Below are 24,364 nucleotides of genomic sequence, written 5' to 3'. Positions count from 1 at the left end.
GAGTCATGAAACTCTTTCAATATACAATAATGATGGCCAAGCCCTGGACAAATTAACGGGGAAATATAATTTCCGTTCTATTGTAAAATAACTTCTGCTGAGGTTGTACACTATTATTATATCACATTCAAATAATTTCATAAAATACAGCAATGTGTTAGCCTGTATAATTATTCGGTAAAGATAGCCCATCTCAAAGCAGAGCAATAATGATGATCCAAATCCAACAAATGAATAACCCTCTGTAAACACTTGTTAACTTACTAAATCTAAAAAAATGACCACAAAAAACATTCTAAGATTAGCTGAAACACATGGTTTACAGCTTACAGATCAAATACAGTTTAATGAAATGGGGATCGATTTTAAAGTTGGCTTCGCAACAGACCAGCACGGTCAGCAATGGGTCCTACGAATTCCACGCCGGGAGGGATTGGACAAGCAAATTGAAAACGAAAAACACATCCTGAATCTGGTGCGGCAACACCTGTCCGTGCAAGTTCCTGACTGGGAAATTGCAAGCCCTGAACTCATCGCCTATAGATTACTTAAAGACAAACCCGCCTTAACGTTTGATGCAAAAACCTATAAAGTAACCTGGAATATTGATCAGCAAAGCCCACACTACATTCCCAGCTTGGCAAAAATACTGATAGAACTGCATGGCATTTCTGAAAAGGAAGCCGCCGCAAATGATATAAAAATTCTGAATCCCGAGGATTTACGGACTGAGATAGCCGACCGTTTAGCACTGGTAAAACAAGAACTCGGAATCCACAAGAAGCTTGAACACCGCTACCGAAAATGGCTGGACAACGACAGCCTATGGCCCGGTTTCACCAAATTCATTCATGGAGATTTGTACGCAGGTCATATCCTGGCTTCCCCCGAAGGCAAAGTTACCGGGATCATTGACTGGACTACAGGACAGATCAGCGATCCGGCCATGGACTTCTCAGGACATTACTCTGTATTTGGAGAACAAAGCCTGAAAGACCTAATCAACGCGTACCAGCAGCAAGGCGGAGCCGTCTGGGACAGACTATTTGAACAAGCCCTTGAACGGGCAGCTGCAGCTCCCCTGGCTTATGGCCTCTTTGCTCTGGAAACCAATGATGAAAAACACATCACCGGAGCAAAAGGAATGCTGGGCTCTAAAAAGCGTATTCCAATTCAATAAGGTAGGGAAAATAACCATTCTCAATTCGCGAATTGAGAATCGAGCAATTTCAGCACTTTAATTTCTTATGATCAAGTACGGGCAAATTATATAAGCCTTTCAAATAATTGTTATTTTGGCAATTCGGCTACTTAATTTTTCACAGCATATGTCTCTAAAAAAATAATAAAGAATGATTTTAGCAAATAGACACTTTTGTCTTGTGTAGGCCATTTTTGATGTGTATAAAAATAGGATTTTATCTCTACTAGGGACATGTCAAAATGATATTATCTCTAGTAGAGTATTTTTAACTGATAGTTTACATAACCTACTGATATTTAAAACCCTATAAAGGTGATAAAAATACGAATAGTCAATTCCCATTTCAAGCCCATCGAGTCGATATTCTGAACCAAAGGATTTTAATATTGGGCCATGTAATCTCATTATGAAATTACGGTGCTTAGAAATAATGCGGCCAAGTACAATCCAATTCCATAGATAGCATGAGCTTGCATGCTTCTTAACCTTGCTATCGGAGGATTAGGAGTTTTGGAAGCGGCAATTCCAAAACCAAAAGCGGGCTGCATCATCAACCATGGTGCTGCTGTTGTTAATACACCAATTATTAAGGCAGGTAAAAAGGTCGGTTTATATGCCCACTCTACTCCCGAAATCAGTAAAAGTAAAAAAGCAAAAGAAATCCCTATCAGATAATGAGCAATCCATCCAATTATTCGTTCCCCTTTAATTCTTTCTGCTTGTACAATATTTTGATGGGCAAACACGCCGTGCTTAAAATGACCAATCCACCTACCTACCAAACCCATATCCAAAGAGGGGATTTTCAGAACAAGCTTCATGAACAAAGCATAGACATCCATAACTATTGTGGCCCCAATACCTATGATTATTGAAAAAGTGATCAGTTGTAAATAAGTGTTCATTGTATTATTTTAAATTAAATTTTTCAGTTGAGAGCGCCATATTTATTGCTGCCCCCGCCTGCGAACCTGCTGACACAGCTGTTGCAATAGAACGAAAAGCAGAATTATCACCACACGCATATATCCCAGGAATATTGGTCTGCTGAAGATTATCGATTTTTAACAGCCCTTGCTCTGTAAGTTCGCATCCCAATTCAAGTGGAATTTTACAATGCTGTTCAAATGGTGGCCTGGCATAAAGTGCATTTAACTGATGAATAGAACCGTCCTTTAGTAGAATCCCAGAAAGCTTTCCCTGCTGATGTTGTATAGCAAGAACTTTTTGTTCTACAATACGGATCTTATTTCTATGGATCAGCTGATGCTGTTCTTCACTAAATGTTGCCTTTCCATCAGTAAAAATGGTTAACCTATTACTAAGATTTGACACCAATTGTGCATAGTGAAAGGCCAAATTACCGTTCCCCAAGATGCCTGTTTTTTCATTTTTGACTTCATAACCGTGACAATACGGGCAATGTAAAATAGATATTGCCCAGCAGTCGGAAAATCCAGGTATTGGTGGCATAAGGTCCCTCAATCCCGTGGCAAATAGAATTTTTCCTGTTAAAAATGTCCTTCCTGTTTGAGTGGTGAGTTGAAATACTTTACCACTTCTTGTTACTTTGGAAGCAATATCTTCGTAAAAAGATACTGTTTGATAATTCAAGACCTGTGCCTTAGCTTTGTTCGCAATATTTTTGGGTTTCTCCCCATCTTGGGTAATAAAGTTATGCGAATGCGGAGTCTGCCTGTTACATGGTAACCCACTATCAACAAGGAGAACCTTCCGCAAAGAACGACCTAGAGCCATAGCCGCAGAAAGCCCAGCATAACTCCCACCAATAATAATGACATCAAAAATTTGGTTTTCACTTTCTTTATCTAAAGCTGTAAAGGACATAAGTGTACTAGGTATGGTCAATGCAGAGGCTAGCAAACTACTTTTTGTAATAAATTTTCTTCGCGTAATCATTGATATATACAATTAATTCCGTCCTTTGAAACCACAGTTGAGATTACGGTATTGGATTCTACGCAGAAAATTCCATTTTTACTGACCCTGGAAGAAAGATAACGTTCGGCGTCCATCGCAGCAACACATCCGGAGCCAGCTGCTGTTGTTTGCATTAATTGTCCTCCTATCTGGAGCCCAGAATATAAAATTGGGTTTAATGCAGACCTCGAAGCATATATTGCCGCGGTATATCCCGCTGGCCCTGACCCTATGATTAAACATTTAGTAGTTCCCATTTAATTGTATTTATTATTGCCCCACTTTTACAGATTATAAAATGATTTTACATTATATGAGGCTCTCAATTTTCTGCATGAGTTCTTTCTCTGATATCAATCCTGTATGTCTCCAGTAAATCGAACCACCTTTGCTTAAAAGGATTAGCGTTGGAACAGACCGAACTGAAAATTCGACTGATAGACTGCTTTCCTGATCAACATCTAATCTTCTTACATCTGCGATCTCTTTTATTTTTTGTTCTACCTGATTAATGATGGGCGCTAACATCTTGCATGGTCCGCACCACGCAGCGGAAAATTGAAGCAGTACTGGTCTTTCAATGTCTTTAAAAGTATTTGAATCATTCATAACGTATATAATTGAATTAATAATTTAAATATGAGATAAGCATATTACTATCTCAATGAAGAATCCGCCAGAGAAAGAGATTTCTGTTTGCATCCCTGTGTCTCTCCATAATTCTTTATTGTTTTTAAGTACAATAAAGTCTGACCTAAGCCAAACTTTATACAATATTCGGAACCTAACATCTCCTAATATTTGATAGTCCAAAATTACCGGACGAATGAGAGATTAACCTGATACATACAGGAGGAAAAATGGTACAAATCACATATTAATGGTATTTGTGTTGTTCTCGAAATCACAAGGAACCAAATCCTGTCTTTTTTTCTTGAAAAATAAAGGAAGAGCAAAATTAAATAGAGCGATTAAAATCTGAATGTTTATATCCGGCGAAGCAAAGGCTTTTTGTTCTGTTTCGGAAGAAAACCTCGAAATGCTTTTTGTGGTGGCCAAAAAAAGAGGAAAGGACTCTGGCAAGGCATTAGTAAAGTTTGCTGTAGCCAAATTGAAAATCTATAATGAGTATGTGACTGAACAAAACCAATAAGCAGTCGGCTTTTATGAAAACATGTCTATCGAAAAACCGGATGTTCAGAAAAGACAGTCTGGGGAAAGCATATCCAATTTTGCATTTTCGATATTTTATAGATACAGGTGTAATTTAGCGTATTTTGCTTGACGTCATACAGATTTTAAATTATGCTAGTTGAACATTTATTTGCATCTAAAAGAATTAGGAGACAGTTTCGTACATCGTTTAAAATAACGACAAAATGAGGAAGAATCTATAAAATTAAGCTCCTGGCTAATCTCCTTTATAGAGAGAGATGTAGAACTTAATAACGATTTAGCATGCATGACAACCACATGTTCAATCCATTGGTTTACAGATTTTCCCGTCTGATTTTTTATTAATGTTGTAAGATACTGTGGAGATAAGTTTAATTTATCTGCGTAGAAGTGAACCCTGCGTTCACTTCTAGCGTGCTTCGAAATTAGCGCATAAAAATTATCAATAATTTCATCCACTCTTTTTCGAACAATTCCGCTCCCTTGGGACAAACTAGAATAGGAATCTGTAATAGATGTGATTAAAGCAAAAATAAGATACTGTAAGACTGTTTTTCTAGTGTTTTTATTACCGGATTTATTAAAATAGTATTTCTTTAGAAAGTTGACAAAATCTCCAAATAAATTATTTTCCGGTATTGATGAATTGATTACAGGATTCCAGCGAATCTCATTATTGGTAATAAAATCACGTAATATAGGAAATGCACTGATGAAGTCTATAGACATTACAATAGATACGATCTGAAAATCTCCCGAAACCTGTATTGGATCTATCATTAGCTGTGGCAATACAACTATAATTGACCCCGCTCTGATTTCATAAGGTTTGAAATTGATTTTCACAGTCATAGTGCCTTTTGAGCAAAAAGAGATAATTAGTCCGTCAAATTGATGCTTGAAGTCTGTGTAATGATTTTCTAACTTGTGTACATCATCTAATATCGAGATGCCGTCCACACGGATATCCTCATGAATTAGATGCTGCTCTTGTATGGATTCTATATTGAGAAAATGTGACATTTCCAAAGGTACAAATTGCAAGGAAATGTATACTCTTCCGATTTCATTTATAGCGAATCAATACTATTTGATGCATTTTTCATTTTACACCAAAGTGCTATATTACAAATTGAATATACAAACCACGCTTTTGACAATACTTGTAATATCACTAGATCTTAGATTTACACAATCTGACAATGTCTATTTCCCTTTGCTGTTTTTACGATATTGGGGTGAATATGCAGATACTTGACCTATAAAACTGATCAAATAATTTAAAAGTATGAATATTCATAGAACGCTACCAGCAGAATTTATAATAGAGGCTAGCGAACTCTTCTCAGATGCTTTTGAAGATAAATTCCGTTATTTCTTTGGATCTAAATCTGCAATTCAACAAATGATGCCCTCGTTAATCAATAGAGACCAGGTGATCGCTGTTGTTTCAGGTAAAAACGAGCTGGTAGGCATAGCCGGGTATAGCTATAAGGAAAGACACATGGTGGTGCTAAATATGAAAGCCATGATGAAAAAATACGGACTAATCAAAGGCTTATACAAGATTCTGCAGTTGGGTATCTACTTTCCAAACGAAGTACCTTTGACCTATATTTACGTAGATGCCATAACCGTGAAGGCAGAATACCGGGGGAAAGGAATCAGCCGACTGCTGTTTCAAGAACTTGAAAAGGTAGCTTTTGAAAATGGGGTGAAACACTTACAACTGGATGTTTCTGTCGACAATCAGCAGGCAATTAACGCATATGAGAACATAGGTTTCCATGAAATGACTTCTTCGACTCTTAGTCATGGTACTGCCCAGAAGATTGGGATCCGACGGGTGAGCAGGATGCTTAAAACACTGAATTATTAACTTTTGATACCAAAAAAACTTTAATGTGAAGATTACATTTGAAAAATATACTCCACTATGGGAAAAAGCCTTTGGGCATATCGAAAAAGAACTGGTAAAAGCTCTTGGTTTTCTTAGTCCCCAAATTGAGCATATTGGCAGCACATCAATAAGTGGTTTATCCTCTAAGCCAACCATAGACATCATGATCGGTCTTAATAGCGCTGCTGATCTCGATCTATGTCCGCCTTTGCTGATGGATAATGATTACGTCTATTATGAAAATTACAATCTGGATACGCCATACCGTAGGTTTTTTGTAAAACTAAAGGATTCCCCAAAAAGTTTATCCTTACCTGTTCATATCAAACCCCACGATATTATTCCTGAAGAACTACATAACCATAGCTTCCGTTAGCACATATCCATATATTACCATTGAATTCCGAACACTGGATGCGTCATATAGCATTCCGGGATTACCTTCGTACTCATCCTGAAATCAGGGCCGAATATCAGCAACTGAAAGAAGAGTTAAGCACGCAGGAATGGAAAGATGGAAATGAATACAATGAAGCAAAGGATTCATTTATAAAAACAGTAGAGCAAAAAGCTGTCAAATGGTATAATCAATTATAGCTATGAAACAGAATATTTATAACCACCCTGTATTCTTCGAAAATATAAGAACCTGTGCGATAATAAGGCTTTATGAATTGATCAGTCAACTGTCAAAAGAAATTTAGGGGCAACTATCGAGGTTAATTTTGAACTAGGAAGGACCTTATAAAACTTTCATCTATAAAACCTATATGATCTAATTCAACAAAAATGAGTACTTCTTCTAAGATTAAAGAAATAAATACTGCACAGGAATTCAAAGAGTTTTACCTTCAGGATGCTCAGTATACTTATTGTACCGAATGTAATCATCTAGAATACGCCAATGGAACAGGTTTTCTGGAAATCATTCCTTTGGAGGATTTACAGAAAATATATAGCCGGCATATTGGTCATCAGGCACGTAGAAAGTTTTACAGCATTATTCTTTTGACTGCTGGAGAAGTTGATGAAGTTATTGGGTATCAGAAGTATCATTTCGGCCCACAAAGCATGTATTTTGTACCTAAAAATCAGCTTCATTCTATTGAATCCTGTAGCGAGGACATAAAAGGAATCCTGTGTATGTTTGATGCAGATTATTTTTTACTTTGCCTAAAACACCAGATCAAACTCAATCAATTTCCATTTTTTCAGTTGGATAAGGCACCTTATGTAAATTTATCAGAAAGAGAAACGCAAATGATGCAGCACCTATTCTGGAAGCTAAACAGTGAAAAATGCCAAAAGAGCACTTTTAATGATGACTTACTCGTCAGAATGTTTCTCAACATCATCCTGCTTGAAGCTGAGCGCATTTATAATCATAAGTTTGTTGAGCAAGGTTTCAGTCTCAGCCGGAAAGAGCAATTGGTAGCACAATTTCAACTCCTGGTAAATCAGCACTTTCTGGAGAAAAAACAGGTAAATGAGTATGCCGGAATTTTATGTGTGCACCCGCATTACCTGAATGATATGGTAAAAGAAGTTTCGGGTTTTCCGGCAAGCTATTTTATTCAAAAACAATTGGTACAGGAGGCAAAATCACGTTTGATGCAGACCAACCAGACGGTTTCCATGATTGCTACTGACCTCAATTTCACAGATGATTCTTATTTTGGCCGGTTTTTCAAAAAGATTACCGGCTGCACTCCCCTGCAGTATAGAAAAAAACATAAACATTAAAAAACATGTTTTATTTTCACATCAAGTATTCCCCAAGGGTTAATATTGAGTATTCACCAAAAGTGAGCATTCATTCCGCATTTAAACTAAACCTTCTTTTTTTACAAATAAGCAAGTCGCTGTAAGACAACTTTTCTACCTGGGATTGCTGAATACCAAAATAATCATAATAAAAATCGCATTGTTTTTTCAGTTGCTCCAGAGTAAATGATTCGGTTTCGTCAATTGCTTCCACTTCGATAAATGTTCCAAGATCCTCAACAGCATCAAAATGAAACTTTACGTTTTCAATTCCGTATATTTTTCTCTTTTTGTCAACAATCACTTTTAAGCCCAACTGATTGGAGAGGATATGTTTCAGCGTATCATTCATTTCGTGTTTATAGAGAAGAATATCAGATCTTTTACTTCCATGAACATTTTCACGGTTATAATCAATGAGTTTACTTTCTTTTCCAATAGTCTCGCGTAGTTTCAATCGTCCCTTTTGTGCATTAAAATAGGTATCAATCTGATGATCTGTCCCATAATCAACAGGATTTAACTTAAGAAGGAGATTTTCATACTTCCCAAATCCTTCTACTCTTGCTTTAAATTCAAAATTCTTTATTTTCATGTATTAATTTTAGGATTTACATCTCCCTTTTTTTGTCTGTCTTATTATTTTAACTACAGGATCTACACGGTCACATACTTTTAATTCGCCATCTTTTATTGCCATTTTAAATCAAAACGCCTATTTATTCCTTTTATGAGCAAGCTGAACTAAGTATTGAACGAACTCTCTTACTTCCTCATCTTTACTTTCCCAATTATCTTTACATTCTCCGAGATATCCATCCTTAGCCATTTGTAAAAGTCCATTAAAGTGCTGTGGAACTTTAGGAAGTAGCCAATCGGCAGCTTTTTCTTTCGATGTGATTTCGCCTGTAACAATTGTGAATACCATTCTTGCAAAAGTCAGAATAGCATTCCTTTCATCACCTATTACGGAATTCTCTAGCGCTGGAAAAGAATCAAATATTGCATTTTTGATATCCTCATCTGGTATTGTAGGGACAAGTTCTTGTGCCTCAGGCCCAGCTAATGAAATACTGTTTTGTCTTACCTGCCTCATTAGAATAGTCAGATCTGGATCAGTAGCAGAACCTCCTGTTTGCCCTTTTGAGAACTTATCTCTAAGCCATTCTCCATATTGTAATTCACTTTTGATCGGGTGCAGCCAGGGCGAAATTTCATCTATGTTTACAATTGTGATTTCAAGCGGACGGATTAATTCCCGATTGCCGATTTCTCCAGATACCTGCAGAAATTGCTTAATCAACTCTAATTTGTTTCTTTTTTCGAGTCTACCTTTAACAATAACTAATAGGTCAATGTCGCTATCAGGTCTAAGTCCTCCGCTGACGCTTGAGCCATAAAGGTAGATTCCGAGAATAGGATTTTCTATTTCTTTATTCAAGATCTCAACAACCTGCTCCAAGACTTCTGGTATATTCAACTTTTCTTTTTTTAACTCTATTTCAGATTTACCTTGCCTATCTTAATTTCTATAATCATATTTTGTACAATTAAGTTCATTTTGTAATATGATCTTTTCCAAATTTAAGTTCGTATTACAGATACATTATTAGAAATACAGATAGATTAAGTTATTAATTCATGGCCATTTTGGCATATATACCTCCACTTGCGATAAGATTATCATGAGTCCCGATCTCTTCAATTTTACCATTTTCTAAAACGATGATTTGATCTGCATTTCTAACCGTCGAAAGCCTGTGTGCAATAGCAATCACAGTCATTCCTTCACTAACAGAAGATAATGCAGCAGTAAATGCCTTTTGCGTTTCTGCATCCAAAGCGCTTGTCGCCTCATCTAGAAGTAAAACTGTCGGTTGACGTAATAAAGTCCTAGCAATACAGAGTCGCTGCCGTTCTCCGCCGGAAAATTGATATCCACGTTCACCTACTTGTGTTTGCAGACCTTCTGGAAGACTGTCGATGAGGTTGTTTAGCTGTGCTACCTGAAGAATATTTGCAATTTCTTCTTTTGTAGCATCAGGTTTAGCAAAAAGAAGATTTTCTTCAATAGATGCGTTGAGTAAAAAAGGGTCTTGTGTTACTATCCCCAGTAATTCAGATATAGCGTGAAAACTTAAGTCCTTCACATCTATTCCATCAAATCGTACGTGCCCCTCATCGGTATCGTACAACCTGGCAATAAGATTTCCTATTGTACTCTTTCCTGATCCTGTCGCTCCGACCAAAGCCGTATATTTTCCTGCAGGGATTGAAAAGGAGATATTTTTCAGTAAAGGCAATGATTCCCTGTCATAAGAGAAAGATACATTTTCGAAAGTTATACCTTTCTTGAATTCATTTTTTTGTAGAGTAAGAGGATTTTCTCTTTCCGTTATTTCTGGAGGCATGTCGAGATAGGAAAACACTCTGGTAAGGATTGCTCTTACTTTACCAAATTCAATACGGGTTTCAAACACTTCTAGCAGAGGCCATAGAAGTTGTTCTTGCAGCGCTACAAAAGCTACCATAGTCCCGATAGACACTTGATAACCCATTCCCAAAAGTATGCCTCCACCGAAAAATGTAAAGGCAGGCAACATATCCAAGAAAAGAAAAATAATAGCAAATTCCCATTGACCTGCCGTGTCTGAACGGGTTTCCAACCTGGATAGATCTTCCGAATTTTTTCTGAACATATGTACAAGATACCTAGTCCGGCCCATTGTTCTGGCCAGAATGAAACCTCCGGCTGATAAAGATTCAGTAATATTAGACGAGAGATCAGCTACACGTTCTTGTTGGTCATGCATAATCCTTTCCCGTACTTTTGCCACACGTTGGTTGACCAATACGAGTAGAGGAACTACCAAAATAGAAACAATAGCTATACGCCAATCTAAAAGTAACATGGCTATAGTAGTCGTAATAATAGCGGTTACATGCCTAGCAAAGTCAGTTGCTGTATTCGTTAACAAAGATTGCATTTTCGAGATGTCACTCGTAATACGCGCTTGTATTTCTCCTGTTCGGGTGGATGAAAAAAATGAAAGAGACAAGGACTGAAGATGTTCATAGAGATTCACACGGAGATCATGCATAATCTTTTGCCCAATGCTGGTTGAGATATAAGATTGTACAACAGAAACAATGGTGGTAAAAATAGAAATACCTGCTAGTCCAAGCACTAACTTGTATAGTAAATCCATATCCGAGGCAGGTAGTGCGTCGTCAACAATTTTTTGGATTAGGAATGGACTTATCGTGCCAAATGCACCACCTATTATGATCAATATTAGTATAACAGCTAATGTGGTCTTATATGGTTTCACCAGATGTGAGACCCTTGAAAAGGAAAATTTTGTATGAGATGCGTTTGTATTTACTTTCATTATGATTGTCTAAATAATTAATAGTAAGCTAAATACATCTATTTTACCACCATGGATGAAAATACAAGATAGATATCTACTATAATTTGGAATTTATCGAATTATGTATTCGATCTGTAATTAATTGATTTTAAGAAACCATGTCCAGCTTAAAGCTATTGATCTTATTGCAACCGTTTAACAACATTTCTCATTTTAGTAATCGTTTTTATTTTCTATTAGCTGACATAGGTCTTCATCAAATTACTTTAAGATCCCCGAGATTGATCGGTTATTTAATTTTCAATCGCATAGATAAACTGTATGGCTCAAAGCCCTCGTGCAGATACAGTGCCGCAGCGGAAGCATTTTTAGACAAGACACTTAACTCCAGATAATCAGCTTCCTTTTCCTTTGCCCAGGTTTTAACGCGATCAATCAACGCTTTTCCAACTCCCTTCCCACGCATTTCCACATCCACCACGATGTCCATTAAATACATACATTTCAAGGGCACGAAACAGTTATAAGGCGGGCTTTCCTGTAATTGCGTAATTGCAATTCCTTGTACCTCCTGGTCTGACTGATAAACAAAGGCAGTAAATTGATCTTCTCCTGCAATTACTTTGTGCAGAAAAGCTTCATCCTGAAAAGCTGGCTGCATATAGTCGGGTTCATGATGTGCCATCTGTTCAAAGAGTTGAAAATAAAGGTTTTTTATCTTTAACAGATCTGCCTGGACTGCTTTTCTAATGTTCATATTATTTTAACTATATATTTTGTTTTCTTTTTAAAAATCCCTTGGCTTCCAAACCAATAGAAAGTTAATAATGAGAAGTTATTGGAAAAACAAAATTCTCCATAAATATATCCTTTTTGTGTTCAGGATAAATGTAAAACGCATCATCATCGAACGGATATTTTTCGACCTCAAGTTTTCCGCCAAAATCTGTATCCGGAACAAAAAAGAAATTGACCTCTTGCATCTGCTTATTAACTAAAGAAGGGATTAACTCCTCCAGCCTGTAAAGTCTATCTGAAAAAACATCATAAATATTCAGTTCTTCCTCATCAAATTCCATGATTATTAAACAGTCTCGTTTTTCTGAATAATATAGAGAATTCTCAAACTGTAGTATAAAATGGTAGGTCGTCAAACATGGGTTAGGTTCAAAAGATAACGTCTTGGAGAGCAGTCTATGAGCTTTACTAAATCTCTCCAGGAGTTTTTTATCTCCACTAACTTGAGTAGAAAGCTTTCTCCAATCGGAATTCACAGGTTCTAACTCTGATAGATCCTTAAGACTGTATCTGCTTTCATCTAACCTAACAAATCCGAACTTTGGATAAAAATCTAACACCTCAGCGTTTGCGAATAGGTATAGAAGTTCAAATTGCCCCTGGAAATGGTCCATAACGTGGTCAATCAGATAACGCGACAGACCCTGGTTCCTAAAAGAAGGGTGCGTCATCACTGCACTAATCTGTAGCACACTATGGGATTGCCCTTGTAGAACCATCACCATGGGGGATACAGAAACATTTGCAATTACCTTGTTGTCTTGAACTATAAAAAATGGTATAAAAGTATTATCCCAATATCCCATGCCATACCATGGCTCGTAATCTCCGTCCAGGCAGATATCATACAGCTCGTTAAAACTTAGGAAATATGGTTTTAGTTCCTCCAATCCAGAATAAATTATTCTATTTGTTTTCATTTTACCGCAAAAAACTTTTCACTCCTTGTATCTTTTAAACCTTCTTTTGCCGCTGTATTCTAGTTGATTTATTGAGTCCATCCATTATCATATCTTTTATCTTTGGTTTTCAAATTTACGAGTCCAGCTTACATTTCTAATAGCATATCTTGCTCAACTATGTGCATTTTGTAATATTCTATTGCTTTTTTATTTTCATAAAAACACATAACTTGATGTTTAATAGCTATTTGTTCCTTGACCGTCAAACGATTATTTGTTACTGTATATCCAAAATTTCACAAGCACCCCTAAAGAGGTGCTCGTGATTAGAATGAGACTTTACCATGAACAGCCATCGTCCATTCATCCCGTGTCATACGACTGATATGTTCGATCCGTATGTCATTCATTAACTCATTTACGCAGGCTTCTTCCACATGATGATGATGGAACCCACATTTTTCTTGTGCGATCTTTGATTTGGCGTTTCCATCGTAATAGCCGGACCAGATATTTACTAATCTCAAACCCTCGAAACCATAGCGTACAACTTCTTTAATTGCTTCAGGCATTATACCCTTGCCCCAAAATGGGACACCTAGCCAATATGAAATTTCGCCTTCCGATTCGGTGATTGGAAAATTACTTTTCTCTCCCAAAATTAAACTAATCATCCCTATAGCTATGTCATCCTCTTTTAATGTAATGGCAAATACGCCTTCTTGCATAAATATGGTTTCGATAATCTCTTTACTTTGTTCCACACTCTTATGCGGTGGCCAACCAGCTATTGGTCCCACTCTTTCGTCCTTCGCACATTCGTATAAGGCTTCTGCGTCAGCATCTCTGAATGGACGCAAAATCAATCTTTCTGTTTCTAACATCATAACATTCTATTTTTAAATGTACGGGGCAAAATTACAGTCTTTATTTTATAGAGATATAGCCAAAAGTTTCGTAAAATGGGTACTTTTGAAAACAAATCACACTTAATCACCATCAATAATCAAAATTTATGGTAAAAACAGAAAGTGCAATTATGAATTACACTCCGGATATTCTGTTAGGAAAAGAGAAACTAGCGCTGGGGGAAAGTGATCTAAATCAAAGTCTAGGATATCCCTTAAAGCTCAGCTATACTTCGTTAATTGTATGTCTGGAAGGTACTGCAGTAATTAGCGTTAATTTTAAGAATTATCTGCTAAAGCCTAATGATGTATTGGTGCTGGCTGAGGATTATATTACAGTTGTGCAACGAGTCTCCGCTGATTTCAAAGCATTCTACTGTCTTGTAGATAGAAGTTTGGCTGCAGAAGTAGCGTTTGATTTACCCAATCAACTTTTCTTGTATTTACATCAAGCCCCACTATGCAGACCTAATGGCCCGGAAATCGCCCTCTTACATGGATGGATTACGCAAATAAAACACATCAAAAACACATGCACAAAACACCAGCATACGATGTTGCGCAATAGTTTACAATTGTTTTTTCTCAAAATAGCTGAAACTGTTTCACTGACAGAAATTAATCTGGAACATCAATACGGCCGAAAAGAAATATTGTGCTGGAAGTTTTGGGAACTGATCACTCAGCATAGTACAGAACAGCGGAATGTCGCATTTTATGCAAATAAACTAAACATTACACCCTATTATCTTTCTCAGATCACTAAAGACTTTTTAAATGATTCGCCAAAAGGATTGATTGACAGGCAAGTTATATTAGAAATTAAAGCACTTTTAAGTACGACCGAGCTGTCAATTAAACAAATTGCTGATCGACTTTATTTCGAGGACACCTCATATTTGGCTCGCTACTTTAAGAGACAAACGGGAATAACACTAACAGCTTATAGAAAGTAATCCAACAAACAAGCTATAACTTTACCTCAGACTATATCATAAAATCAACCTCAGCGTCCATAGGATTTTGAGCTTTTATTCCAAATATTTCAAAATCTGCTGTGTAAGCTCTGTCCAAATCCATCTACCAGATTTCACTCCATTTTCTCACGATTATTCCATCCAAATTTGCTTAGGATCGAATCAATCTACAAAATAAAAAATGAGGAAAAATAGTTTTTAGGTTCATTCTAGATAGGTTTTATTGAAATAAAAGCTAAAAAATAATGTAATTTCATTCAGTTTATAGTTGAGCCCTTTTCCCTTTATAAAAGTGCACCGACCAATCAATTTAAATAAGAAGCAGATGATTATAGAGAAATTATTTAATGAATTTGATTTGACTGAGTCTCCTTTCAGTGAAAAAGAATCTCAACTATTTGACCATTATTTCGAAAAAACACTCATTAAAAGGAATACTTTTCTTATTCGGGAAGGTGAACAAGAAAAGTATAGTTATTTTATTTACAAAGGAATATTACGCTGTTGGGTTCCAGATCAAAATGGTAACGAACGGACTTTTTGGTTTTGTAGGGAAGGTTCATTTTCTTTATCAAATATTGCATTTACGCTGAAAGAAAAATCGACTTTTAACGTACAAACTCTTGTGGATTGTGAAGTCTATAGAATAAATCATAAGACAGCAAGTGAATTATATGAAGCAATACCTGATCTAAAAACAGTTTTCGAAAATCTTACTGCCAGGTTATTAGATAGATTCCTAAAAAGAAATATTGATTTAATAAAATATGATTCAAAACAATATTATTTAAATATGATAGATGAATTTGGTGTTATGTTAAATTATATACCATTGAAAGATGTTGCTTCTTATTTAGGAATCACACCACAGGCGCTAAGCAGAATTCGAAAACGAATTTTTTAACTTAGGTTCAGTACTTCTTATGTATAAAAGAAGACCTTTGTAATTTAAAATTATGATTAGAGAAATTAATAAAACAGACTATCTACAGCTGGTAAAAATATGGGAAAGTGCAGTATCAAACACACATCATTTTCTGAAAAAAGAAGATTTTTTGTATTACAAAGAACATTTACCGGTTTATTTTGATCATGTTAAGCTTTTGGGGTTTGAAGATACAGATACCTTGATTGGATTTTTGGGGGTTGCTGATGGAAATATCGAAATGTTGTTTATCCATCATGATTATCGTGGCAAAGGTATAGGCAAAAAATTAGCCGGTTATGCAATAGATCATTTGAAGGTGAACAAGGTAGACGTGAACGAGCAAAATGAACAAGCAGTAGGTTTTTACAAACATATTGGATTTCGGATCTTAAACAGATCCGAGCTGGATGGACAAGGAAAAGAATACCCTATTCTGCATATGGGATTGTGATTTTACGATCAGTGGCAAAAGTAGAACCAGCACTAAAGACCAACAAATGGTAAATCTACTTTTCACCTCGTCGTTACCAAGGTTTAATTAGCTTTCAAAAACCTGACGCCCCCTATAATTGCTTATGCGGCCACAATGTATAAATCTAAATCAATAGCTCAAAGCGCAAAAGATGTCTGACACATATCCTAAAAGGTATAACTTGTTGTCATTCCGATGACAAGTAGTAAGAATGGATAAAGTAAAAATCCATGGGAGAAAAAAATAGAGAAATAGCCCATCGGATTCTATTGTATTGCTGTGACACTTATGTTTTCTTAGCCATTGGGAAACGGTGCCTAATAAGGCATGAATTAAATTAATCGCGCCAAAAAATGAGGTGCAACTCTTTTTTGTGGTGGTAAGGGATGGAATTCAAGTAGCTATGTATGCGACAATAAGTGGACTCTTAGCCGCTCTTTTTCAAAGATCGGTTGCAATTCAGGTGATATAAATAATTGTAAATCATCTTCTTTATAATTTCTGAAATGAAACCCCGCTGTTTCTTTTGGTGTAAAGCCGAAAACTACTACTTCAAAAGAAAAATCTGAAAATGCGCCAATTAGCCCCCTCGAATTGATTTCATCAGGTGCAAAAATGTCTATTAGGTATAAAACTCCGTCCTCTATTTGCACAACGACCACACAGCTGAATTCATCAATAAAAAAAATAGAATTTTTAAATCCTAATTCGGGGTAAGCATAGCAATAAAAAAAATCCAGCGCTTTGTTCCTGGTTGAAAACTTACTGTTCGGAAATGCGTTCTCTACGGATGTTTCAAACAACCTTAAATCTTCCGGGTCATCCAGATCTAATCTGCGTTTATCCAATTTGGTCACAAAATCAGCATTTTTCACACTAAAAAAACACTCAAATTCGGAAGTGGGGATTAAACCAAACTTTGGATAGAAGTCCAGAACTGTTTCATTTGCAAATAGAAATATGCCATCGTGTTTTCCATTAAAATCGCACATGATTCTTTCCATAAGAAATCGGCTCAATCCTCGTTTTTGATAATGGATATCTGTCATTACCGTCCCAAGTTGGATCAGTATTTTCCCTTCATTTTCAAACAAACTTACTGTTGTATGAGATACAATTTTATCTCCGTCGAACAAGGAGTATAAAATACAATTATCGTCCCAAAAACCCGATTGATAATAGTTCTCAAAATCAAACCCCCAGAATTCCTCTGTCATCCGATTAAATTCCAATCGCAGCTTCTGGTCATGCTGGTATTTTATATACAAAGTATATCTTCCGTCCTTTATCTGGATATGTTCTTTTATCATTTCTGTTTTTCCTTATACCATTCTAAAGCGAATCTCTTATACCTCTTTAAAAAAGTATCTTTCTCTTGGTTATATTCATTGCAATCTTTCCGTTCCTCGCCCACAAGCGTTTCTTTGAGTTGGTTATACATATCCCTAATGCTTGCGTGAGTCCTTTAGCTTCCATTCCATTCGGTAGTCTTTTGCTCCAGTATTTTCATCTAGCATTTCTTCAACCACTTGGAAATCATGTTTCTTGTAAAAATGAACGCCTTGCTGATTTAAAGCGTACACATTCAAGGTTAGAAATTGATATTTAGTTTTTAGAAACTGTATCAATTGAGAACCCAACCCTTTGAATTGATATGCAGGGGCTAGATACAATGCTGCAATATGATGATCAACCATTGAAACAAAAGCTACTATAGTTTCATCTGCTAATACCCATGTTTCGCTAGAAGGCAAATAGATGTTTTTCATTTCATGCTTTTGGTTTATCCAGTAAGTTGGTTCGATAAAATCATGTGCATTAATGGATGCTTCTAGCCAAATGGCAATTAGTTTTTCATAATCTTCATATTTTGCAATGCGTATCATAACAGGTGCTTTACCATTTCAAATTGGTTGATATCGTTGGTCAGCCCCTGTTTTTCAAGGAATAGTTTCAGGCTTTCTGCGGCTTCGTCCATGTTGTTGATCTGTACTTTTTCGTTGGATAGTTGCTGCTGCACTTTTGCAAGCAGCTGTGTACCAATGCCTTTTCGTCGGTACGGAGGGGCTACTGCTATCTGGTAGATGCGCTTGTTAACCGGGTTAAAAAGGACATATCCTACCAGCTCTGAATCAATAAAGGCTCCCAATGCAGCTGGCTTTACAACATCCATGCTTGGCACAGCACTCTGCCAGCTAGGCGAGATGTCCCAGAACGATTGAAAAGCTTCCCACAAAAACTCCTGCAAACGTTCAACAGAAGTTGATGTACATAAACGAGGTTTTGTTTGTAGTTCACCGCCAAAACACAATAATTTACGACGGATAGAGAATCCGTCTTTTTCATAAGCACGAATGGCAGACTGGTTGCTTTCAATAACTTCCAAAATGACCTGGTGTACCCCATTTTCTTTGAAAAAAGGCTGTATGTAGTCGTACATTTTCCCTACCAGTCCTTGTCCGCGGTATTCGGGCAGTACTCCCGTTCCGGCATTGTACACCACTGTTTTACCTTCTACTGTCCGCACGCCGTGCATTATAAAAGCGATCATACGGTCTGTTTCAAAAATTCCTAAGGACCATTCCGGCAGGATATTTTCCGACATCATTTTAAATTGCAATTGTGCTACATTAAGCTGAAAGGGTACAATATAGTCGGCAAAAGCGCTGTTAATAGCATTCAATAAATCGGGGTTGTCCTGTTCTGTTAATTGACGTATCTGCATCGTTTTTTTAGATTTATTTAAGTGTTTTAATATTTGTACAATATTCCTGTAAGGTGTCGATCATTTTTTTTGCAATAGCCTTTATTATTTTTTTAATAAATGTGTTAACATTCAGATTTGAACTCGGATAATCTCTGAAAATGATCTACTTTAGCTAAATATTCCGAGTCTATTAATGTGTGCATTAAAATTTACAAAATTACAATAACTTAAACCGGCAGAGTTTTCTGTTTATCGCTTTTTACATTCAATTTGTAATATTTTAAGTTACTAGGATACTACTCTTGAATCGGCACATCAAAATAAGTCCAGACATCAACATCACGGATCAAGAGTTACTTCTTTTAATTAAAGAGAATGACTATGCCGCGTTTGATAAACTGTATGGGCGGCACTGGCGTTCGGTATATGATGTTGCCTATAAGCGGTTAAAAGACCAGAACACTAGCAAAGACATTGTTCAGGATATCTTTGTTGATCTGTGGGATAAGCGCAAAAGCAAACAAATCATTGATCTTGTCCCCTACTTGCATACAGCGGTAAGATATAAAATTTACAGCCTACTGGCTAAAAACAAAGCAACTCCGCATTTCGTAGAACCTGGTGGCTGAGTAGTCACATTAATGATGGTAAACGGGAACTAAACTTTGATGAATTCAATAGCTATGACATTAAAAAGTAAAAGCATAAATTAGATGAAGTCGTTGAAAATTAAATGAAGAAAAATGGTATAAAATTTTAATAGATTACGATTATAGTAACTGCAGCAAACCATTATAATAGGATAAGAAACCCCAACATTATATGATAACTGCTACTACAACTGGCCACATTATTAACAAGTATATCTATCTTTCCAAACTTTTCTACTGCCGAGCGAACAGCAACCTCTGCCTGCTCAAAACTGGTAATATCCAGTTTCACAACCAACAAATTCTCTGATTCCCCGATGGCCTTTGTGACCCTGTCTGTATTTCTTCCTGTAGCCACGACCTTATTACCTGCGGCTAGCGCCGCTTTGGCAATATCAGCTCCCATACCGCGTCCTGCGCCTGTAATGAACCATACTTTATGATTACTCATATACTGATCTATTTATATTATTATACATTTTTAACTATTTAGTTTAATTTTTTGAATATCTGTTGCATGGTTTCCTTGTCCAAACTTCCCATATCCACCAATTTTAGTGTTTTGACCATTTTTAGGGTAGTTGTTTTGTAATGCAGAAAATGCGGAGTTTTTAGATGTGATTGATAGGCTGCCTTAGTGGCATACATTTCAATTATTCTTATCTGGGTAGGAGTTTCCTTTTGAAACATAGGAAAAATGGCTATCACTCCCGGCTCCAGCTTTACAGAAGCCGATGCTTCTTCTTTTAAGATAGAATGATATTCCTTCAGATATTCTGGCAGGATTTCAATTTCAGAAATACGCACTAGCATATCCTCATCTATAATTGGGACAGTAGGAATTGATAAGACATTTCTCAGAGAATTCGCCTGTGTTCTGCTAACATATTTTTCTATCAATTTTGCAGTTTCTATTAACTGGACTTGAGTGATACCAGTATTCATTCCGATTTTCACATGTGATTGTAATTGGGATTCTACTCCTGGCATTGCAGCCAAAGCCGAAATGGTTATCAGCTCTCTTTGTGGATAGCTCAGCACATCACTCTGGAAAACATCGGCAAATAAATGCTCTTTTAAAAAAGCGTCTATTCTTGGGGCAAAATCACCAAACCCTGGCGCTGGCTTTGCCTGTGGTGTGCCGCTCAAAGCTTCCAATACCTTTCTTCCCCTTTCATAATTATCTCCCGTACCTCGGTCTAGAATAATTTCATTTCCTTGTTTGTCGTCAACACCTTTCGATTTCCGCTCTTCCAACACTTTCATAAAAACATTGATTGCATTCAGACTTCTTGGGAAACCGCAATAGGCATAAAGTTGTACCAAAACCTCCTTGATTTCATTGACGGTAAGTCCAGCATCAAGTGCAAAGTTTAGCTGTATTTTGAGATTTGCCATATCACCAGTCGCTGTAAGTGACGAAATGGCTACCAAACTCTGTTGCGCCTGAGTTAACGGAGCACAGCTATTGGTTTCAATTTGTGCGTTCATTGTATTAGAGCTAATTATCAAGAGCAAACAAAGCGTCCCTTTAATAATGCTATACCTTTTTATTTTCGTAATCATTATGGATTTATTTCGTTAAACTCCTGATCTGTTACTGCTTTAAGCCAGGTCACATTTTCATCACCTTTGTAATTGGTAATGGCGATATGTACCATACCAATGATAGAATTCTTCCCTTTACATTCATATTATTACCTGCATGAAGTACATTGCAAATTTCGCAGGTACAACTGACAACAGTTTTATACAGGTTACGGTTTCATTTACCAGTTTTACTGATTTGATTTTAATAGTGTAGCAATCAGTTATAGGTTTGTTAAATTTGGATGATAAAAGCTTAAATTATGGAACAGATAGAGCGATTAGATACGATAAGGCAGTATAACGATTATGCAGGAGTAGATACCCTACATCCTTTGGTAAGCGTTATCAATTTTAACCAGGTGCCCGCTATCCAATATTTCAAACGTTATATCGGTTTCTATGCCGTGTTCCTAAAGGATATCAAATGTGGCAATATGATCTACGGTTGCCAGCCCTATGATTACGAAGATGGTACACTAGTATTCGTAGCACCCGGTCAGATTTACGGCATCGACAGCAATGGAGTTGCTACAAAACCAACCGGATATGCGCTCATTTTCCATCCCGATCTGATTTCAGGCACTCATTTGGGCAAAACCATTAAAGATTACTCTTTTTTCTCCTACGAAGTAAATGAAGCACTACATGTCTCAAAAAAAGAAAGAAAAACAATTGTAGATTCCCTGGAAAAAATCTACTCAGAAATTGAACTCAATATCGATAAACATAGCAAAACCCTTATCGTATCTAACATCGAGCTTTTCCTGAATTATTGCATGCGCTTTTATGACCGGCAGTTCATTACCCGCACCAACGTTAACAAGGATATTCTGGTTCGTTTTGAAAACCTGCTGAATGATTATTTCAAATCAGAGAAAGCGCAAGAACTAGGCTTGCCAAGCGTAGCCTGGTGTGCAGATCAATTACACTTATCACCCAACTATTTTGGAGATCTGATCAAAAAAGAAACCGGAAACACCGCCCTAGACTACATTCAGTTTAAACTGATTGATGCAGCTAAAGAAAAGATCTTTGATCCCGGCAAAACAATCCATCAAATATCCAGCGAATTGGGTTTTAAATACCAACAGCATTTTACAAGATTATTTAAACAGAAGACAGGTATAACACCGAATCAATATCGAAATTTGAATTGATGAACCGCAAAAACCTTAAAAGCTGCTCATACTCATTCATACTGTTAATGACCTAAAAAACAACTATGCTTAAGAATGATCTTTAACAAATACGTAATGATTTCTATGCAAAAGCAGATTCCGATATAAAACGGGTAATTATTGGTTCGATTTATCAAGAAAAATGGGTTTTTGACGGTGAAACTCATCGAACCCCTGAAGTAAATGAAGCAGCGCTCCTTATCTACCACATTAACAAAAGATTAAGGCATAAAAAAACCGGAGTAAAAATTTCTGAAAATTTTCACTCCGGTGAAGTACCCTGGAAGGGATTCGAACCCCTGACCCACGGTTTAGAAAACCGTTGCTCTATCCAACTGAGCTACCAAGGCATCTCCCTGTTAGGAGCGGCAAAGATAGATTATAAGAAGTAAACACGCAAATCTATTTGCTACATTTCTTCTAATAAACGTATAAATCAGACTGTTATTTTTCTTTGGGGAAACTTTTCAACATGATTAATGATCAAATTAAGGATGTAATCATCAGAAGGATATGGTTGTAAAACTGATTTAAGCATCTCAGATCCATTGATATCTACATGATGAGAAATATACCCCATACCATAGAACTTGCCTTCTTCTACTAAAAGACAACTTTGTTCATCATCAGTACGTCCCTCACCAATCACAGCAAAGGTAGGAAGCATTGTTTTTAAATGGGCAATTGCATACTTAACTCTTACATTATACGCTGCCGCAGACTCCTTCCCTACACATGCACCACTGCACCTACCATCTTCATGTCCTGTACAACATACACGGTTCTTTTGAATAAAACATAACTTCTCACAAAGCAGGTGTTCCTTAATCAGTACCCTAAGTAAATCATAACCCTCAAGCAGAGTATTAAAACTATACAATCCTGCAGCTTGTTTTTTGTATTTATCAATCCCAAGACGCATGTAACCATTCTGGTCCTCGAATACATACAAAGCATACTTCTGCTCAAATCGCTTCAGGGCACGATTATTTTCAGGCCATAAGCGCTTAATTTCCGCAGCTTCTAATATAAAAGCCATCAACTCGGTTCCACAAACCTCAAAATCTACAGTATGAATATTCTTTAGAAAATCTTGTCGTTGTTTTCCAGCATTATTACCGGTAAAGTGAGAACAAACCCGTTGATAAATGCTCTTAGCTTTCCCTACGTAGATTACCGTACCCTTCTGGTCCTTGAAATAATAAACTCCAGGAACACGTGGTAAACGGTCGATTTGGGATTTAGGCAAATTTGGTGGTAATAACTGTTCCTTTGAAGCGCGATTCAAAGTTTGAGCAATAACACCCTCAACATCGGAAGTCAACAACATGGTCAAAAGCTCTGCTGTGGCGGTAGCATCTCCACCAGCCCTGTGTCTGTTATGAATAGATATATTTAAGGCCGCACAGAGCTTTCCTAGACTATATGAACTATGGCCAGGCAAGAGCTTACGGCTTAATCTTACTGTACATAATTTTTTACAATTCAGCTCATACCCGCAACTGCTTAATTGATGCTTGATAAATGAAAAATCAAAATTCACATTGTGAGCAACAAATACCTTGTCATGCAATAATTCATAAATTTCCGCAGCAACATCACTAAATACAGGGGCATCAATAACCATATCATTACTAATACCGGTAAGCGACTCAATATACGTTGGTATATCCTGCTCGGGATTTATCAATGTGTCATAAACACTAACCACTTCCACCCCATTATGCACCAGGATAGAAATCTCCGTAATTCCATTTCCCGAAGCAAATCCCCCAGTGGTCTCTATATCTACAACAGCATATAACATCTAATCTACAAATTGAACATACAAATATGCTAATAATTTTAGCACAGTGATGCGTAAATATTTAATTTATAAATATTTTTCTAACCAT

At 36.7% G+C, this 24,364-nt stretch carries 27 protein-coding genes, 1 tRNA gene and 1 pseudogene; 11 read left to right on the top strand and 18 right to left on the bottom strand.

The window, feature by feature from the left end; translation table 11 throughout:
* The first annotated feature begins 277 nt into the window (after positions 1-277).
* Positions 278-1,180 carry an Mph(E)/Mph(G) family macrolide 2'-phosphotransferase gene (gene mph, locus WC623_RS18175; RefSeq protein ID WP_372853699.1) on the top strand — a complete coding sequence of 301 codons (903 nt, stop codon included), beginning with the start codon at positions 278-280 and terminating at the stop codon, positions 1,178-1,180.
* A gap of 428 nt (positions 1,181-1,608) precedes the next feature.
* On the opposite strand, the gene WC623_RS18170 is transcribed toward mph, so the two are convergent.
* The 4 genes and pseudogenes from WC623_RS18170 to WC623_RS18155 all read right to left on the bottom strand — a co-directional run bounded on the left by WC623_RS18170 (position 1,609) and on the right by WC623_RS18155 (position 3,754).
* Positions 1,609-2,109, bottom strand: a complete 501-nt coding sequence (locus WC623_RS18170; RefSeq protein WP_372853697.1) for a DUF2938 domain-containing protein — start codon at positions 2,107-2,109, stop codon at positions 1,609-1,611.
* A 4-nt stretch (positions 2,110-2,113) separates the two neighbouring features.
* Positions 2,114-3,124 carry an NAD(P)/FAD-dependent oxidoreductase gene (locus WC623_RS18165; protein ID WP_372853695.1) on the bottom strand — a complete coding sequence of 337 codons (1,011 nt, stop codon included), beginning with the start codon at positions 3,122-3,124 and terminating at the stop codon, positions 2,114-2,116.
* Between the two features lie 143 nt (positions 3,125-3,267).
* Positions 3,268-3,402 (bottom strand): annotated as a pseudogene (locus WC623_RS18160) (thioredoxin-disulfide reductase); the annotation flags it as partial.
* A gap of 52 nt (positions 3,403-3,454) precedes the next feature.
* The gene (locus WC623_RS18155) at positions 3,455-3,754 is read right to left on the bottom strand and encodes a thioredoxin family protein (RefSeq protein ID WP_372853693.1); all 300 of its coding nucleotides are present in this window, start codon (positions 3,752-3,754) and stop codon (positions 3,455-3,457) included.
* A 373-nt stretch (positions 3,755-4,127) separates the two neighbouring features.
* Here WC623_RS18155 and WC623_RS18150 point away from each other — a divergent pair, with 373 nt between their 5' ends.
* Positions 4,128-4,298 (top strand): hypothetical protein, encoded by a 171-nt coding sequence (locus WC623_RS18150; RefSeq protein WP_372853691.1) that lies wholly within the window; start codon positions 4,128-4,130, stop codon positions 4,296-4,298.
* A 167-nt stretch (positions 4,299-4,465) separates the two neighbouring features.
* Here WC623_RS18150 and WC623_RS18145 read toward each other — a convergent pair whose 3' ends face one another.
* On the bottom strand, positions 4,466-5,344 hold the full coding sequence (locus WC623_RS18145; RefSeq protein ID WP_372853689.1) for an AraC family transcriptional regulator: 879 nt from the start codon (positions 5,342-5,344) through the stop codon (positions 4,466-4,468).
* Between the two features lie 265 nt (positions 5,345-5,609).
* Here WC623_RS18145 and WC623_RS18140 point away from each other — a divergent pair, with 265 nt between their 5' ends.
* The 4 genes from WC623_RS18140 (at position 5,610) to WC623_RS18125 (ending at position 7,964) form a co-directional block, all read left to right on the top strand.
* Positions 5,610-6,200: a GNAT family N-acetyltransferase gene (locus tag WC623_RS18140; protein WP_372853687.1), complete on the top strand. Its 591-nt coding sequence runs from the start codon at positions 5,610-5,612 to the stop codon at positions 6,198-6,200.
* 25 nt (positions 6,201-6,225) lie between these two features.
* Positions 6,226-6,597 carry a GrpB family protein gene (locus WC623_RS18135; protein ID WP_372853685.1) on the top strand — a complete coding sequence of 124 codons (372 nt, stop codon included), beginning with the start codon at positions 6,226-6,228 and terminating at the stop codon, positions 6,595-6,597.
* A 20-nt stretch (positions 6,598-6,617) separates the two neighbouring features.
* Positions 6,618-6,818 carry a GrpB family protein gene (locus WC623_RS18130; RefSeq protein WP_372853683.1) on the top strand — a complete coding sequence of 67 codons (201 nt, stop codon included), beginning with the start codon at positions 6,618-6,620 and terminating at the stop codon, positions 6,816-6,818.
* A gap of 192 nt (positions 6,819-7,010) precedes the next feature.
* Entirely contained in the window at positions 7,011-7,964 is a 954-nt protein-coding gene (locus WC623_RS18125; RefSeq protein ID WP_372853681.1) for an AraC family transcriptional regulator, read from the top strand.
* A gap of 70 nt (positions 7,965-8,034) precedes the next feature.
* Here the strand turns inward: WC623_RS18125 and WC623_RS18120 are convergent, their stop codons facing one another.
* The 6 genes from WC623_RS18120 to WC623_RS18095 form a co-directional block, all read right to left on the bottom strand.
* Complete coding sequence (locus tag WC623_RS18120; protein ID WP_372853679.1) at positions 8,035-8,580, bottom strand: class IV adenylate cyclase; 546 nt, start codon at positions 8,578-8,580, stop codon at positions 8,035-8,037.
* Positions 8,581-8,700: 120 nt separating this feature from the next.
* Positions 8,701-9,465, bottom strand: a complete 765-nt coding sequence (locus WC623_RS18115; RefSeq protein WP_372853677.1) for an aminoglycoside adenylyltransferase family protein — start codon at positions 9,463-9,465, stop codon at positions 8,701-8,703.
* A 154-nt stretch (positions 9,466-9,619) separates the two neighbouring features.
* Positions 9,620-11,377: an ABC transporter ATP-binding protein gene (locus tag WC623_RS18110; protein WP_372853675.1), complete on the bottom strand. Its 1,758-nt coding sequence runs from the start codon at positions 11,375-11,377 to the stop codon at positions 9,620-9,622.
* Between the two features lie 271 nt (positions 11,378-11,648).
* The gene (locus WC623_RS18105) at positions 11,649-12,116 is read right to left on the bottom strand and encodes an N-acetyltransferase family protein (RefSeq protein ID WP_372853673.1); all 468 of its coding nucleotides are present in this window, start codon (positions 12,114-12,116) and stop codon (positions 11,649-11,651) included.
* 64 nt (positions 12,117-12,180) lie between these two features.
* Positions 12,181-13,077, bottom strand: a complete 897-nt coding sequence (locus tag WC623_RS18100; RefSeq protein ID WP_372853671.1) for a GNAT family N-acetyltransferase — start codon at positions 13,075-13,077, stop codon at positions 12,181-12,183.
* Positions 13,078-13,385: 308 nt separating this feature from the next.
* Positions 13,386-13,946: a GNAT family N-acetyltransferase gene (locus WC623_RS18095; protein WP_372853669.1), complete on the bottom strand. Its 561-nt coding sequence runs from the start codon at positions 13,944-13,946 to the stop codon at positions 13,386-13,388.
* A 128-nt stretch (positions 13,947-14,074) separates the two neighbouring features.
* Here WC623_RS18095 and WC623_RS18090 point away from each other — a divergent pair, with 128 nt between their 5' ends.
* The 3 genes from WC623_RS18090 (at position 14,075) to WC623_RS18080 (ending at position 16,323) form a co-directional block, all read left to right on the top strand.
* A complete protein-coding gene (locus WC623_RS18090) occupies positions 14,075-14,923 on the top strand; it encodes an AraC family transcriptional regulator (RefSeq protein ID WP_372853667.1) in 849 nt (282 codons plus the stop codon).
* Positions 14,924-15,269: 346 nt separating this feature from the next.
* Complete coding sequence (locus WC623_RS18085; RefSeq protein WP_372853665.1) at positions 15,270-15,848, top strand: Crp/Fnr family transcriptional regulator; 579 nt, start codon at positions 15,270-15,272, stop codon at positions 15,846-15,848.
* A gap of 52 nt (positions 15,849-15,900) precedes the next feature.
* Positions 15,901-16,323: a GNAT family N-acetyltransferase gene (locus WC623_RS18080; RefSeq protein ID WP_372853663.1), complete on the top strand. Its 423-nt coding sequence runs from the start codon at positions 15,901-15,903 to the stop codon at positions 16,321-16,323.
* 422 nt (positions 16,324-16,745) lie between these two features.
* Here the strand turns inward: WC623_RS18080 and WC623_RS18075 are convergent, their stop codons facing one another.
* From WC623_RS18075 to WC623_RS18065, 3 genes are all read right to left on the bottom strand, one after another.
* Positions 16,746-17,654 (bottom strand): hypothetical protein, encoded by a 909-nt coding sequence (locus WC623_RS18075; RefSeq protein WP_372853661.1) that lies wholly within the window; start codon positions 17,652-17,654, stop codon positions 16,746-16,748.
* Between the two features lie 135 nt (positions 17,655-17,789).
* Positions 17,790-18,230 (bottom strand): GNAT family N-acetyltransferase, encoded by a 441-nt coding sequence (locus tag WC623_RS18070; RefSeq protein ID WP_372853659.1) that lies wholly within the window; start codon positions 18,228-18,230, stop codon positions 17,790-17,792.
* Positions 18,227-19,069, bottom strand: coding sequence for a GNAT family N-acetyltransferase (locus tag WC623_RS18065; protein WP_372853657.1), 843 nt, complete (start codon positions 19,067-19,069; stop codon positions 18,227-18,229). The genes WC623_RS18070 and WC623_RS18065 overlap by 4 nt, the downstream gene beginning before the upstream one ends.
* 284 nt (positions 19,070-19,353) lie before the next feature.
* Here WC623_RS18065 and WC623_RS18060 point away from each other — a divergent pair, with 284 nt between their 5' ends.
* A complete protein-coding gene (locus WC623_RS18060) occupies positions 19,354-19,680 on the top strand; it encodes an RNA polymerase sigma factor (RefSeq protein WP_372853655.1) in 327 nt (108 codons plus the stop codon).
* 163 nt (positions 19,681-19,843) lie between these two features.
* Here WC623_RS18060 and WC623_RS18055 read toward each other — a convergent pair whose 3' ends face one another.
* Both WC623_RS18055 and WC623_RS18050 read right to left on the bottom strand, forming a co-directional pair.
* A complete protein-coding gene (locus tag WC623_RS18055) occupies positions 19,844-20,152 on the bottom strand; it encodes an SDR family oxidoreductase (protein ID WP_372853653.1) in 309 nt (102 codons plus the stop codon).
* A 38-nt stretch (positions 20,153-20,190) separates the two neighbouring features.
* On the bottom strand, positions 20,191-21,192 hold the full coding sequence (locus WC623_RS18050; RefSeq protein WP_372853651.1) for a carboxymuconolactone decarboxylase family protein: 1,002 nt from the start codon (positions 21,190-21,192) through the stop codon (positions 20,191-20,193).
* A gap of 359 nt (positions 21,193-21,551) precedes the next feature.
* On the opposite strand from WC623_RS18050, the gene WC623_RS18045 reads away from it, so the two are divergent.
* On the top strand, positions 21,552-22,448 hold the full coding sequence (locus WC623_RS18045; protein WP_372853649.1) for a helix-turn-helix domain-containing protein: 897 nt from the start codon (positions 21,552-21,554) through the stop codon (positions 22,446-22,448).
* Positions 22,449-22,745: 297 nt separating this feature from the next.
* On the opposite strand, the gene WC623_RS18040 is transcribed toward WC623_RS18045, so the two are convergent.
* Both WC623_RS18040 and WC623_RS18035 read right to left on the bottom strand, forming a co-directional pair.
* Positions 22,746-22,819: transfer RNA gene (locus WC623_RS18040), tRNA-Arg, on the bottom strand.
* Positions 22,820-22,905: 86 nt separating this feature from the next.
* Positions 22,906-24,276 carry an exonuclease domain-containing protein gene (locus tag WC623_RS18035; protein ID WP_372853646.1) on the bottom strand — a complete coding sequence of 457 codons (1,371 nt, stop codon included), beginning with the start codon at positions 24,274-24,276 and terminating at the stop codon, positions 22,906-22,908.
* Positions 24,277-24,364 lie beyond the last annotated feature (88 nt).

It is taken from the genome of Pedobacter sp. (assembly GCF_041645105.1).
Taxonomy (GTDB): Bacteria; Bacteroidota; Bacteroidia; order Sphingobacteriales; family Sphingobacteriaceae; genus Pedobacter.
The sequence above is the reverse complement of the archived record's forward strand: the minus strand, read 5'-3'. Positions and strand labels throughout refer to the sequence as shown.